The 14,398-nt window shown below is 64.7% G+C and carries 9 protein-coding genes and 1 pseudogene; 4 read left to right on the forward strand and 6 right to left on the reverse strand.

The annotated features are described in order from the left end of the window. The first annotated feature begins 34 nt into the window (after positions 1-34). Together VN856_RS11220 and VN856_RS11225 are read left to right on the forward strand one after the other, a co-directional pair. Complete coding sequence (locus tag VN856_RS11220; RefSeq protein ID WP_325688948.1) at positions 35-1,405, forward strand: cytochrome P450; 1,371 nt, start codon at positions 35-37, stop codon at positions 1,403-1,405. Between the two features lie 15 nt (positions 1,406-1,420). Continuing rightward, on the forward strand, positions 1,421-2,278 hold the full coding sequence (locus tag VN856_RS11225) for a phthiotriol/phenolphthiotriol dimycocerosates methyltransferase (protein WP_325688950.1): 858 nt from the start codon (positions 1,421-1,423) through the stop codon (positions 2,276-2,278). Here the strand turns inward: VN856_RS11225 and VN856_RS28885 are convergent. Then, the gene (locus VN856_RS28885) at positions 2,275-2,802 is read right to left on the reverse strand and encodes a pyridoxamine 5'-phosphate oxidase family protein (RefSeq protein WP_414686928.1); all 528 of its coding nucleotides are present in this window, start codon (positions 2,800-2,802) and stop codon (positions 2,275-2,277) included. The two genes, VN856_RS11225 and VN856_RS28885, sit on opposite strands and share 4 nt — an antisense overlap. After that, positions 2,789-3,166, reverse strand: a complete 378-nt coding sequence (locus VN856_RS11230) for a hypothetical protein (RefSeq protein WP_325688952.1) — start codon at positions 3,164-3,166, stop codon at positions 2,789-2,791. The genes VN856_RS28885 and VN856_RS11230 overlap by 14 nt, the downstream gene beginning before the upstream one ends. A gap of 338 nt (positions 3,167-3,504) precedes the next feature. On the opposite strand from VN856_RS11230, the gene VN856_RS11235 reads away from it, so the two are divergent. Together VN856_RS11235 and VN856_RS11240 are read left to right on the forward strand one after the other, a co-directional pair. Continuing rightward, entirely contained in the window at positions 3,505-4,209 is a 705-nt protein-coding gene (locus VN856_RS11235; protein WP_325688954.1) for an ABC transporter ATP-binding protein, read from the forward strand. After that, positions 4,209-6,770, forward strand: a complete 2,562-nt coding sequence (locus tag VN856_RS11240; protein WP_325688956.1) for an ABC transporter permease — start codon at positions 4,209-4,211, stop codon at positions 6,768-6,770. The genes VN856_RS11235 and VN856_RS11240 overlap by 1 nt, the downstream gene beginning before the upstream one ends. Here the strand turns inward: VN856_RS11240 and VN856_RS11245 are convergent. The 4 genes and pseudogenes from VN856_RS11245 to VN856_RS11260 form a co-directional block, all read right to left on the reverse strand. After that, positions 6,738-8,090: an acyltransferase gene (locus tag VN856_RS11245; RefSeq protein WP_325688958.1), complete on the reverse strand. Its 1,353-nt coding sequence runs from the start codon at positions 8,088-8,090 to the stop codon at positions 6,738-6,740. The genes VN856_RS11240 and VN856_RS11245 overlap by 33 nt on opposite strands. Positions 8,091-8,097: 7 nt before the next feature. Continuing rightward, the gene (locus VN856_RS11250; protein ID WP_325688960.1) at positions 8,098-9,438 is read right to left on the reverse strand and encodes a cytochrome P450; all 1,341 of its coding nucleotides are present in this window, start codon (positions 9,436-9,438) and stop codon (positions 8,098-8,100) included. Between the two features lie 152 nt (positions 9,439-9,590). After that, the gene (locus VN856_RS11255; RefSeq protein WP_325688962.1) at positions 9,591-12,764 is read right to left on the reverse strand and encodes an AAA family ATPase; all 3,174 of its coding nucleotides are present in this window, start codon (positions 12,762-12,764) and stop codon (positions 9,591-9,593) included. Between the two features lie 5 nt (positions 12,765-12,769). Next, positions 12,770-14,398, reverse strand: a pseudogene (locus tag VN856_RS11260) (cyclase); the annotation flags it as partial.

The following is a 14,398-nucleotide window of genomic DNA, read 5'->3' on the forward strand; positions in this document are numbered from 1 at the left end:
GGTAATCGCTCGCGGGCAGTTGAACCGCAAGCCCGTGCGGCGTGAACTTTGCCCGGTACCGGAAGGTAGTGACCTGCAACCGATTCCGGGTGACACGGGTCTGCCAATTATCGGTCACGCCCTGGCAGCGGCGACGCTGCCCGTCGAATTCCTGGAACGGCAGCTGCAAACTTACGGTGCGGTCTCGTGGATGCGTGGATTTGGGACGCCGTTCGTCCTCGCGCTGGGTCCGGAAGCCGCCCAGGAAGTGTTCGCCAACAATGACCACGTCTTCTCGCAGAAGGGTCAGGAATTCTTCTCGGGCCGCTTTTTCGGTCGGGGGCTGATGTTTTTGGACTTCGAAGAACACCACTTCCATCGTCGAATCATGCAGGAGGCGTTCACTCGCGAACGTCTGAACGGCTATCTGCAATCGATGGACACGATCTGTCGCACAGCCGCAGCGGGGCCGTCCGAGGGCGAATTGCTGGTTTACCCCTACCTCAAAAGCACCCTCCTCGACATTGCAACCGTCGCGTTCATGGGTGAGGAGCCGGGACCACAAAGCCGTCGGATGAACAAGGCCTTCAACGATTGTCTGCGCGCCGCTACTGCCGTGGTTCGGGTTCCCGTTCCTGGCTTGCGTTGGTCTGCAGGTTTGCGCAGTCGACGCGCGCTCGAGCAGTATTTCCACTCCAACATCGAAGCGCGGCGAACCTCAGGCGGCGACAACCTGTTCGCAGCACTTTGTCATGCGCGCGACATGGGCGGCCATCAGTTCGCCGACGACGACATCGTCGACCACATGATCTTTCTCATGTCAGCCGCGACCGATACGAGTGCGGCCGCCGCGACGGCGGCCCTGCATCAGCTGGCGCTGCACCCGGAGTGGCAGAACCGGGTACGCGCGGAATCGGCTGAGATCGAGGACGCTGGACTTGATCTGGACGCGCTCGATCGCATGCAGTCGCTAGGCATGGTCATCAACGAGTCGATGCGACTGTCCCCTCCGGTGCCTGTGGTCTGCCGGAAGACACTGGCGGATAGTGCGATTCAGGGGTACTTCGTGCCCACGGACACCATGGTGGTGGTCGCTCCGTTGATCAACCACTACTGGCCCGGTTTGTGGAGCGACCCGCACACCTTCGACCCCGAGCGGTTCAGCGGCGCGCGGCGCGAGGACAGATCTCACCGTCTTGCCTTCATGCCGTTCGGCGCGGGCGCGCACAAGTGCATCGGTATGCACTTCGCGACAATCGTGGTCAAGGTCCTGCTGCATCATTTGCTGCGTGACCATCGCATCGAGATGCGGTCCGGCTACAGGCTGGAATGGGACATGACCGCGTTGCCGGCTCCGATCGACGACTTCCCGGTGCTGATCCGCCGCACCAACGATTCGTACACGGACGTGACAGCAGCAACGTGAATTGGAGGTTTTCCCATGGACTTTACTTATTTCTTCTCATTCAACCGGTTGGTCTCGAGGCATTTTTACCGCATCCAGACCCGGTTGTTCGCTTCAGATGACGTGGTATTCCTCAACATTGGTTACGAGGAAGATCCGCCGATGGCACTGCCGCTCGCAGAGTGCGACGAGCCCAACCGGTTCTACATCCAGCTCTATCATCGGATGGTGACCCAGGCCGATATTACGGAAAAGCAAGTGCTGGAGGTCGGTTGCGGCCACGGCGGCGGAGCCTCTTACCTCACGCGAACCCTGCATCCGGCCTCCTACACCGGGCTGGACCTGAACCGGGCCGCCATCACTTTTTGCCGGAAGAGGCACAACGTGCCTGGTCTGGACTTCGTGCACGGTAACGCAGAGAAGTTACCCTTCCCCGACCAATCTTTTGATGCGGTAATCAATCTCGAGTCCTCGGCTGCCTACCCTCACTTTTCCCGTTTCCTCGCCGAAGTGGCCCGCGTGCTGCGCCCGGGAGGCCATTTCCTCTACGCGGATCTTCGCCCCCGCGACGGCATAGCCGAGTGGGAGGCGGCGCTGGCCAACACCCCGATGCGGAGGCTCTCGCAGGAGGTCATCAACGCGCAGGTGCTACGGGGACTAGATAAGAACAGGCGCCGCACACTGGACCTGGTCAACCGCTTGCCGTCCGGCCTGCGGCGCATCGGCCGCGAGTACTCCGGCACGGAGGGCACGGCGTTCTACCGTGCGATCCAACGCGAAAAGTATCTGTACCGGATGTATTGCTTGACGAAAGATTCAGACGGCGTTCCGTGCCCGGGGAGTGACGTCCAACGGAGTGGTGTGCGCGGTGTGGAATCGGAGGGCGTGCCCTAGCGCGACAGAAACCGGTCATCTCGCTGACGGCGAGAGGATACTTCGCCGTTCCCAGTCTGTTTGGGCGCGGTCAGAAGTTCCGCGTTCTCCGGTCGGACCTCGAGCACGCACTCCTTTCCCTTCTCGCCGGACGTGACGAAGCGACGCACCAGCGGGAGAAGTCGAATGTGGGCGAGCGCATTTAAGAACCCTCGTCGGCTCAGGATGTACTTCCGGTAGTCGCGGACTAGATACCATCGACATATCCGAGAGTCGGTACGCACTATCGCGCCGCCGTGGATCCTCAGGATTCCCGACTCGTTCGGCTCGCTCTCAACGCCGAACAAGATCGTGACCCGTGGGTTGGCCTTGACGTTCAGAGCTGCCAGTGTTCGGTCCGTCGTGCCGAGGTAAATTTTCCCGTTCCCACATACGAAGTAGAGCGGGTTCACGTGAGGTCGTCCGGAGCGAGAGACCGTCGCAACGCGCGCCACCATCGCGTGACGGAGGATGCCGACTATCGCCGGATCGTCAGGATTCATCATCCACTTCCCTCAAGCGCGCGTAGTCCCAAGCAACGCTTCGCGTCGGCTGGACTTCGAAGCAGAAGAAGTCGTCCGTCAGGCCCTGCACCACACCCGGCGGGCGGACATGTCCGCGCAGGTAAATCGCCCGCAGGTCAAAGAACTGGACACCATCATCGATGAGCAGCACCACTTCCTGTTGGGCAGTGGGACGATTCGCGGCGCCCGAGGGCATGCAGACCAAGTAGCGATCTTCCTCGCAGAGAACGGTGACTGGTTCAACTCGTGGGCCCTCTTCGCCGGCGAAAGCCACGCACGCGCGCGGCACGCGCTCCAAGAGATCGTGGACCTCCGTGAGATCGACGTTCAGCGTAATTCGCCTCACCTAGACACCTTCAAAGGTCATCCTCGTTGCGACCGAGTGCTCGCTGCATCATCATCATCATCTCCTTCGATGACGGCCGACGATTTCTCACCGATAGCTATCTCCGAAAGGAATCCTCGCTGGCCTGAGGCGCGACCAGCGCGGTAGTGCGCCACTGCAATCCCGGCCGTCCTCGGCTCGGACTACTTAAGCGGGAATGCAGTGGCCCACTACTGCGCCTCCTCATCTCACCGCGAGTGACGATCAATCGGCCACAACGCCAAGGGAAGAGGCGCGAAGTGTCCGAATTAGCTGAGTCTGAGCGTGTCCTCCGCGAGGTGGGGCGTCCCGACGATTCCATGACGCCGGTACTGCAGCTCAAGGACGTCGGCAAGACGTACCGCAGGGGCGACGAGCAGGTGCATGTGCTTGTCGACTTCGACTTCACTTTGAACGCAGGCGAATTCGTGGTCGTGACCGGACCATCGGGAGCGGGCAAATCGACCCTCCTGCATGTTGCGGGTGGTCTGGACGCACCGGACAACGGCACGGTCGCCGTCGCCGGCCAGGACATCTGGGCGCAGAGCACCGGCAGGCGCGCCGCGTTCCGACGGCGCAACCTCGGATTCGTCTTCCAGTTCTTCAACTTGGTGCCGATGCTGACCGCGGTGGAGAACGTGTCGCTGCCACTAGTGCTGGACGGTGTGCCGAGCCGATCAGCAGACGCCCGCGCCGAGGCGCTACTGCAACGGGTCGGGCTAGGCGACCGCGCGCGGCACCGGCCGGCCGAACTCTCGGGCGGACAAATGCAAAGGGTGGCGGTGGCGCGCGCGCTGGTGGCCCGGCCATCCATCATTCTCGCCGACGAGCCAACCGGAAACCTGGACAGCCATTCTTCGACCGAGGTCTTGGATCTCCTGCGCTCGCTGTCGGACGAAGAAGGCGCGGCGGTCGTCCTGGTGACACACGACCAGGCGGCGGCCCGCTACGGCACCCGCGAGCTGCATCTGGTCGACGGGCACGCATACGGCGCCGATACCGCCGCGCCCGTCGCGGAGCGATGATGAAATCGCTGCGCCCCGGATGGACGTCATTCCGGCGCATCCACCTCGCCGCATTGATCGCCGACTGGCGGCGGACGCTGCTCAGCGCCATCGGCGTCGCGCTCGGAGTCACGGTGGTCCTCGGAGTCCTGATACTCAAATCCGAGCTCGCGCGCCCGTTCGACTCATTCGGCCCGTCGCTCACCCATGCCGCCGGCAGAGGGGTGGTCGAGGTGACCCCGAACGTCAGCGGCCGGTTGCCGATCGCGACAGTCAACCGGCTGCGCGCCGAGGTGGCAGGGGCGGAGGCGGTCATCCCGGTCGTTGCCGGCTTGGCGCCGGTGGACATTGCGGGCGGCGGTAGCCAGGGGTTCTTTCTGCTCGGCGGGTCGTGCCAGATCGAGCTGCTGGTCGGCTCGTTCAACTGCGAGCAGCGCGCCCGCGACGTCAAACCCGCAGACGGTCCCGGTGTGCCGCTGGAGGTGCCCACGGCGATTGCCCAGCGGCATGGCCTACAGCTCGGCGAGGAGCTGCGCATCCCCGGCCTGCCGCCAGGATCGGCGCATTTGGGTTGGACGTTCCCGGAGTTCGACCGCGTCGAGGGCATCAACGGCGGCTACGTGTTGCTGGCCCCATCCATCGATATCGCCGCGAGCATGCTCGGCTCACCCGGCTACGCAACCGCGGCGTTCGTGCTGCCGCGACGAGGTGCTGACATCACAGCCGATATCGACCGCGTCACCGCCGGCATTGCCACGGCGGGCGCGCCACGGCCCCATCAACCCGCCATGTTCGAGAACGCCACCCAGAGTTTCAACCTGACTGTTCTGGCCGGCATCCTGATCGGGTTCCTCGTCGCCGTCAACACCATCCTGTTGGCCATCGAGGACCGGCGAGCGGTGATGGGGACCATCGGCGCGATCGGCGCACGGCCGGTCGGCTTGTTCGGTGGCATGCTCGGCGAGGGCGCCGTGGTGGGTGTTCTCGGAGGACTGTTGGGGGTGCCGACGGGTTTCCTGCTCGGAACGTATCTGGTGGACCGGTTCGGGCACTCGATGCTGGAGGGCTCGGGCGGCACGATCGCAGCGCACTTCACCCCGAGTCTGATTGTGATCGGAGCGGCCGCGGGGATCGTCTGCGGAGTTCTCGCGATGACCGGGCCGGCCGTCCGGTTGGTGCGCGAGGGACCGTTAGCGTCGATGGCCAGCGTCGGTGGGATACAGCGCGCCAGGACAATCCCGATGTGGCCGTTGTTCGCCGGAGCGGGCGCGCTGGTGGCCTCCGTCGTCGTGCTGAAGATCTTCGAGCGCGGGTCACTGCCGCTGAACGTGGGCATCTACGGCATGACAGTGGGGTTATGCGGCGTTGTGTTGGTGACGGCGTGGCTGGCCCCGCGCGGCGCGGGGCTGGCGATCAGGCTGCTGACGATCGCGCATCCGGCCGTCGGGCGTTTGCTGGGAGCCGACGTGCGGCGCTATTCCGTGTTGTTCGCACTCTCCGCCGCGCTACTGGCGCAGGGCGCCAGCTCGGCCATCAGCTCACACGGCATGCAGCTGCTCAGCACCAGGCAGATCGCGGACGAGCAGGCCGACCACCTGCCCGGCTCCTTGTTGATCGCCGCGCAGTCGGTGCTCGACCAGCGGGATAGCCAGATCGCCGATACCACATTCGACCTGGTGACCCGAGCCGCCGACGGGCGCAGCGTGACGTCGCGCTGGCGATCGACGATCGGGTCGGGGACGCTGTCGCGGTTGGTCGTCGGCGTCACGCCGGGAGACTGGTACAGCACGGCGCTGTATCAGCCGACCGATTCCCGTGACAAGTTCTGGCCGGGCCTGCGGGATGGCGAGGTCGGCCTGAGCGAGATTGCGGCCGGCCGGCTCGGCGTCGCGCAGGGCGGCACCGTCGAACTGCCGACCGTTGCAGGGCCGAAGCGATACCGGGTCGCTGGAGTCTTTCATCCACGGATGGTGAACGACGCCGCCGTGGGCGACATGGTGCTGGTCTCAGACAGATTGGCGCGTGCGGATTGGGCCGCCGTGCGCGACCAGATCGCGGTGGCCTACCCGTCCGCCGCCGTCGCGACCGCCCACCGCAGCGATTTCGTCAACCTCGGCGCCGGATTGCGGGTGTACGACAACCAGCAGTGGCGCTCGGAGGCCGCCAACGGGATCACCCGATTCCTAAGGCCGTTCACGATCTCGGGCTACGTCGTGATGGCAGCCGCCGGCTTGAGCCTGCTGAACGTGTTCGTGCTCGGACTTGTACAGCGCAAGCGTGAGCGGGCCGCATTGCGGGCGATCGGGATGACCTCGGGGCAGGAACAGGCGGTGATCATCGCTAACGCGGGCCTGCTCGGCGTGCTGGTCGGGGGCGTTGCGGTGCTTGGGGGCGTGGGCCTCACGTATCTCTGGTCGCTGGGCTCACCGGTGTTCTACGGCATCAAAATCGAATGGGGTGTATCGCCTGTGCCGCTCGGAACCGGTGTGGCGGCCGTCTTCGTGCTCGTCCTCATCGCCGCCATGTACCCGCTGCTACATGCGCGGCGGCTAGAGGCGGTCGAGGTGCTGCGAACCAGTTGACAGTTGGCCGTGGACCTCATGGTGCAGTCGCGGAATGTCGTCGTTCGCGTGCCGGAAGCGGTGTAGGTGTTCCCGAATCGCGGGGCTCGACATGGCCTCGAAGTCGTTACGCGGCAATGTCATTTGAAAGAGCAGTCCGCCATCGGACCCTTCCACCAGGACGCCGACTCCGGCAAAGGGAATGTTCATCACCGGCGCGCAGAAGACCGTGAAGGCGCCTTCGAACTGGATCCGATAAACGCCGAATCCGGTCCAGTTCGTGATAAGCGGGTTCCACTGGACCGGATTGAAGCTGGCCGCTACACAGCGGGCGCCCCGCCATGTACCGGCTGCGTCCAGAAACTTCTGGTTGATGCGCATGTCGCAGTGCTCGCCGGCAAAGGTATCCACGTGATGGCGGATGCGTTCGGCAATCGAACGTGCACCCTCTCCGCGTCGTAGGTCGACGTTTAACGCTGTGACGATATTTCCGACCAGCATCGGATCCAGGCCACACTGATTCCGCACATTCACGGCGATCGCGAGCGTGCGACGATCCACGGCGGGATCCGCGCTCATGAGCGCCTCGGAAACATGCGCGCACACAACGTCGTTCGCAGACAATCGCATCCGGCTTCCGTAATACTCGCGCATGCGGGCGATTTCGTCTTCCCCGTAATACAGACTCAGAGTCCGCTGCTTTCGCGCATCCCTTGCCATGTAGAGCGCGCTTCGTGCAATCTCTGCGAGCGAAAGGCAACGTACCCCGGGCTCCCGAGCGCCATCGGCAGGGAGATGTGCGTCGAGGTAGGCAGCGCGGTCTTCCACGATCAACGGGTCAGCCAGTGGCTTGTCGGCCGCGGCGGCGGCCCACGCATTCATGAAATGCATAGCCGTTTGCATGTCACCGATCGCGTGATGCCATGAGAAACCGATGGCGGTCGCGTTGTCCGCAAGATGCGTGACACGTACCTTGCACAGCGGGCCGAATCCCCAACGCGCCGTGGCGCCGTTCACGGGATCGATGAGCCAGCCTCCGCGGTCCTCCTGCACCGAATGGATCGCCTCACGGATTGTGCTTCCTGACGACACAGATGTGAAGGGCACACCCTGTCCCTTGCATCGGATTCGCATCTTGCCGCGGGCCAAGGCGATTCGCCCGGCGAACATCGGAAGGCTGGTGAGAGCGTGTGCGAATGCGCCGGCGAGCGCCTCCCTATCGAGACGTCGCTCAAAGAAGAAGACCAGGTGCACCGCCACGTTCGAGAGGGCGACGTCACCGACGTTGCAACGGATTTCGAACCGGTGTGGGTGCGACGGGCTGATCAGCTGGGTTGACATAGTGTGGCTACTTTCGGCGGCTGACGACTACGCGGCCGCCGAGTCTTGGGGCATAGGCGACTCCCCGGAAATGCGACTTCTCGTCGGCGGCGGCATCGGTGTGGATCCGGAAACTCTGCAGTACCGTCCGCAGCACGACGTCCATTTCGGCGATCGCGAAATCAGACCCGATGCAGCGGCGTGCTCCGCTTCCGAACGCCAGCCATGCGGGTGCCGGATGATTGGTGTCCAGAAAGCGGGTCGGGTCGAAACGCTCGGGATGAGGAAAGACTTCCGGATTCTCGTGCAGATCGGCAAGACTCACAAACACGTTGCGACTGTGCGGGATTCGCCACGCGCCCAGATCGAAGTGCGGTGCATTGACCCGTCTGCCGGGATAATCGATGATGGTGCGAATCCGCAGCAACTCCAATATCGTCGCGCGACGGAAGTCGCTTCCTCCCGCATCAACCTCTCCGGCCAGTTCGGCCAGCACGTCTGGGTGGCGCCGCAACCGTTCAAACGCCCAGGTAAGTGCGGATGCTGTGGTTTCGTGACCGGCGCCGATGAGGGTCACAAGTTCGTCGCAGATTTCCGCCCGCGACATCCCGCTTCCATCGGCATGCCTGCTGCGCAGCAACAGTGCCAGGATGTCGGTCCGCTCGCCGAGTGCCGGATCGGCCTCGGCCCTGTCGATCAGCGTCAATACGATGCGGTCGAAGTCCTCCCGGATCTTGTCCAGCTTGTTCCACGGGCTGTAGCGACGAGTCCGGAATTTCGGCGCCGGCATCAACTTCGCCAGGACCGATCCGCGTTTTGTGAAACGTGTGACGATCTCACGCAGTTCCTCTAGCTCGCCGCCGTCAGCGCCGAAGATGGTCCGCAAGATCACGTTCAAGGTGATCCTGTGCATCGGTTCGAGAATCCGGAACTCTTTATTTTCAGGCCAATTTGCGCTTTCACGCAGTGTCTCGTCGGCAATAATCGCCTCGTGATTCTTCAGACTCCGACCGTGGAGAGCCGGTGCGAGGAGCCGGCGCCGATCGTGATGACGACTGCCCTCAAGGGCAAATATCGACCCGGGGCCAAAAAAGCTGCTCAGATTCAGTTGATAATTGGTCAGTCGTTCCGCGTCCGCGGTGCACACCGACTTCACCAGAGCCGGGTCGGAAATGGCGACGCATTGGCCAAAGAATGGGACGTTGAACTCGAAGATGCGTCCATGTCGCTTGATCCAATACCGCATCGCTCCGCGGCGAAATAGGGTTAATCCAACGCCCTGAACGAGCTTGGGTAAGCGAACCCGCGGCGGGTTCAACCTGGTCGGCGTCGATGTTTCGTACGCGTCGGCCATGGCTGGACAGGTCATGCGGTCCCCTAAACTCCGATGTTTCTTGGAATCTCGTGCTCGGCGAGTGCTCGTATACCGAGCCAGGTGTCAAGGGAATCGTCGCTGGCGTGCCGTAGAAGGACGGCAGTACCGCACCACTGCAATCTCGCCCGGTCTGGGCGGGGGATTTCTCAGATGCGATCGATCATCGCGTTCGCCCAGTCGATGTGTCCTTCGAAGCCAAGCGATTCCGCCATCGCGCGATAGCGATTCACCAAGTCGCGGTGGGCAACGTCGTCGCCGCGGGCCCGGGCCAGCAGCGCGCGTAGCCGCAGCAGCGTGATCTCGATAATCGCCGAGCCGTGGTCCGGCAGGTTTGCCAGCCAGTCGGTCGCCTCTTGGGCTTCCGCCAAATCGCCCTCGGCGCCACGCTCCAGTAGCGCCTCCACCAGAATGCGGGTGCCGAAAACGTCATACCCGACCTGTCCCGCCTGGTGCAGCACGTCGAGGGCATTGCGCATCACCGGAATGGCAGCGTCACTTTCGCCGCGCCTGGCCCTCTCCTGTGCGGCCAACAACTCGGTGAGCGGCACCAGGTTCGGCATACGCTCTGGCTGCCACGCGCGGGCCTGCATCGTCAGCTCCAGCCCGCGGTGACGGTCGGTCGCTTCGTCCCGATACAGCAGCGCGACACCCAGCGTGTACTCGGCGAAGATGAGTGCGATATCGCTGCTGGCCCTTCGGGCGGTCTGCACCGCCTCCTCGAGTGCGCGCATCGCGGAGTCATCGGCCCGAAGCACGCCGTACGGTATTGCCCCGTAGGTCCAGGTGACGACAACGCCGAGGGTTGCCGGGTCGCTGTTTCGGGCCATCGCGACGGCGTCGTGGAGGTCCTGCCGCCACCCGGGACGGCCCAGCCACCACCGAGCGACGCAGCGAAATGCCAACCCGATCGCCAGCGGTGATCCCACGCCGAAGCCGGCGCCCTTGGCGGGGTCTCCGGCGGCCAGGTCGACGACAGTCTGTGACCACCGCAGGATCTCGCCGAACTCGCCGCTCTCGAACCAGTTGGAGAACGCTACGAACGCCAACCCTACGGTCAAGTTGGGATCGCCGATCGACTCGAGCAGCGCCATCTGTTCGGATGCCAGCCGCGACCCCTCGCGCGCGCGCCCGGCGAACATGAGCTCGGTGGCGGGCCCGCTCATGGCGATGGCCAGCGAGACCTTGTCCCCGGCCGCGCTGCACAACTCTCGGAGCTCCGTGAATCGGCCCCGGCTTTCGTGGATTGCTCGGGCTTGCCAGTCGGTCGCGCACAGCATGGTGCGGGGGGCGATGCGCATCGATAATTGGCCGGGGTCGTCGCCCGGTAGTGCGTCGGCGATTTGCCGTGCCCGCTCCCAGCTGACCCGGGCGGCGCCGATATCGCGGTCGGCTGACCGTGCGGCGGAGCGCATGTGCCAGCCATACGCCGCGTGCAGCTCGCCCGCGGCCTGCAGATGTTCAGCGATCAGTGCCGCGTTGTCCTCCACCGACTCCGGCTCAGACTCTTCGATCGCTGCTGCCAGGCGCCGGTGCCATTCGGCCCGATCGGATTTCAGCTGCGATTCGTAGGCCACCGCGCGGATCAGCGCGTGTCGGAAGGCGTACTCGGCGCTCGGGGTGAACCGCACCTGATCGATCAGCTCAGCACTGAGCAGCTCATCGAACACCGCATCTATCCCCAGCGCGGCGAGCAAATCCGTCCCGAAGCGTGCTCCGACCACCGCCGCCGCGTTCAACGTCCGCTTGGCCGGGGCCTGCAGCCGGTCGATGCGCGCCTCGATGGCTGCCTGCACCGTGGCCGGCACGCTCACCTCGGCGACATCCGTGCGACAGACGTAGTCGCCGCGCTCACCGGCCAGCACCCCGCGCTGCACTAACTCGCGCACCATCTCTTCGGCGAAAAACGGGTTGCCGGCGGCCCGCTCGGCGATGATCGCCGCCAGCTCGCCGACCGAGGGATCCGACCCCAGCAGCTCAACCAGGAGCGCCACAGTGTCCGAATCAGCCAGTGGGGCAAGCGCTATCGCCTGCGCGCCGGCCACCCGAGTCAGATCTCCTTTGTATTCGGGGCGAGACGTGATCAGCACCATCGACGGAGTGCGCGGAATGACTGTGAGGAACTCGGCCAGCATCGACTCACTCACCGCATCGATCCAGTGCGCATCCTCGATTACGTAGAGCGCCGGTTCGGTGCGCGCCAGTGACGCGGCGTTGATCATCGCGGTCAACCGGCGTCGCCGCGCGTCCGGGTCGATCTGGGGCAGCGGCACATCGGGGTCGGCGATGCCGAGCAGATCATCAAACAGCAGCAGATCCTGCGGGTCGGCATCGGGCACACGAGCTCGCACCCGCATCCTGGCGGCTTCGCGGTTGAGGTCCGCCACGCCGGTGCCCGCGCGCAGCAGCTGGGCCACGACGTGGAAGGGAATGTCGCCGGCATGTGACTCGCAGAAGGCCCAAAAGACGTCGACCCCGCGACTGGCCGCCAGCGCCGCGGCCTCCCGGGCCGCCCGGCTTTTGCCGATGCCCGGCGGTCCCACCACGTTCACCACACCACCGCGGCCACCGAACGCGCGCTCCACCATGGCATCGAGCGCCGCGATCTCCCAGCCCCGACCGACCAGGCCGACCTCGGCGCGACCGGACTGACCATCGCGCGGGCCGATCGCCACCAACCGGCGTACCGACACCGGTTCGTCGGCCCCCTTGATGCGCACCCACTCCGGTTCACCCAGTGTCACGGTGTGCTCGACCAGCCGCGCGGTCGACTCCGACAGCATCACCCCGCCGGGGGGCGCCACCGACTCCATCCGCTGGGCAAACCCGACCGATTCGCCGGTCGCGGCGTAGCCCAGCGATCCCGAACCGATCTCACCGGCAATCACCCGACCCGAATTCAGGCCCACCCGCACGCGAAGGTCGACACCGTCGCGGCGCTGTACTTCGGCCGCCAACCGGTTCGCCTCGTCCTGGATGGCCAATGCAGCCAGGCAGCCCCGAAAAGCATGATCCTCCAACGCGATCGGGGCACCGAAGATTCCCATCACCCCATCTCCGGTGGACTCCACCGTCCCGCCGCCGTAGCGCTGAACCACCGTCGCCGAGCGCTCCACCAACTCGGTCATGACCTCGCGATACCGCTCCATCTCCAGCGCGGCAGCGAGGTCCATTGAGCGCACCACATCGGCGAAGAGCACCGTCACCTGCTTGTACTGCGCCGTATCGCTCGAAGCCGTAGTCGGGGCACCGCATTCGTCGCAGAACTTGGCCTTTTCGCGCAAGCCGGTGCCGCACGACCCACACGTCATACCCATCGTCATCGGCACTAGTCCTCGCCTGCGATCATGGCCGCAGCCCACGCGATGTGTCCTTGGAAGCCAAGCGATTTGGCCATCGCGCGGTAGCAGCTCACCAACTCGCGGTACGCGACGTCGTCGCCACGGGCACGGGCCAGCAGCGCGCGCAGCCGCAGCAGCCAGATGTCGCGGATAGCCAACTCGTGATCGGCTGGCGCGGTGGCCAATTGCTCGATCGTGGCCTCGGCTGCGGCGACGTCCGCGTCGGTCCCACACTCCAGCAGGGTTTCCACCAGAACGCCGGTGGCAGGAATGGCGTAGCCCCACGCCAGCAGCTGTCCCTCGTGAACCCGATGATCGACGGCGGCGAGCATGACCGATATCGCCTCATCGCGATCTCCGCGCCGAGCCCTCTCATGTGCCAAGGACGCATTGACGAACGGTAACTCGGACAGAAACTGTCCCCGGCTCAGAAATGCTTCGCTTGTCTCGGCCAGCAGCTTCTGTCCGCTGGAGCGCTCCGCACCCGTGGAGCGGTGCACCAGCGCGATGCCCAGAGTCGCCCGCGCCAAAACCAACGCCAGATCGTCAGCTGATCGCTCGGCAATCCGTACCGCATCTTCGATCTCGCGCATCGCCGGATCATCGGCCGCAAGCACGCCAAATGCTATTCCCGGGAAGTAGACATATGTGATCGCGGTGGCGTAAGACAACGGGTCGGCGCTTCGGGCCATGGCCAAGCCGTGGCGCAGGTCATCGGGCCATCCGGGACGACCCAGGAAGTACCCGGCGATAGCCCGTGATGTCAAGGCGAGCGCCAACGGTGACCCGACGATGAAGTTCCCTTTCGACGGATCGTCGTCAGCCATGTCGATGGCCCGCTGGGAGCACCGCAATGCGCCTGACCACTCGCCGGCTTGACCCTCCGCATAGATCACCGGGAAAGACAACCCCACCGTTAACGTTGGATCGCCGATCGACTCGATCAGGGCCCAGGCTTCCGCTGCCAGCCGCGACGCCTCACGGATCCGGCCCCGCAACGCGTGATCAAACACCAGTCCCGCCATGCCGGTGGCCAGCGACGCCTGATCCCCAGCGGCCGCGCACAACTCCCGCAATTCCTCAAAGCGATCGCCGGCCACGCTGACTTGAACTCGCCAGGCGATGCCGCACAGCATGGTGCGGGGTGCGATGCGCATTGCTGTCCGGTCGGGGTCGTCGTCGGGCACGGCGTCGGCGATGCGGCGTGCGCGCTCCCAACCTCGTTGCGCCGCGGCGATGTCTCGGTGGGTCGCCCATGTCGCGGCGCGAACATGCCACATGTACGCGGTGTGCAGGTCGCCGGCGGCCTCGACGTGTTCGGCAATCAGGGCCGCATTCTCATCAGCCGCGGCCTCATCACCTGCTTCGATTGCGGCTGCGACGAGCCGGTGCCACTGGGCGCGGTCGGATTTGAGTTGTGATTCGTAGGCCACTGCACGGATCAGTGGATGGCAGAAGGCGTATTCGGGGTGCGGGATGAAGCCCACCTGATCGATCAGCTCCGCGCTCAATAACTCATCGATTGCCCCTTCGCCGCCCAGGGCGATCAGCAGCTCTTTGTCGAAGCGGGCACCGATCACCGACGCCGCGCTCAACGTCCGCTTGGCCGGGGTGCT

This window comes from Mycobacterium sp. (genome assembly GCF_035603715.1).
In the GTDB taxonomy this organism is placed as follows: domain Bacteria; phylum Actinomycetota; class Actinomycetes; order Mycobacteriales; family Mycobacteriaceae; genus Mycobacterium.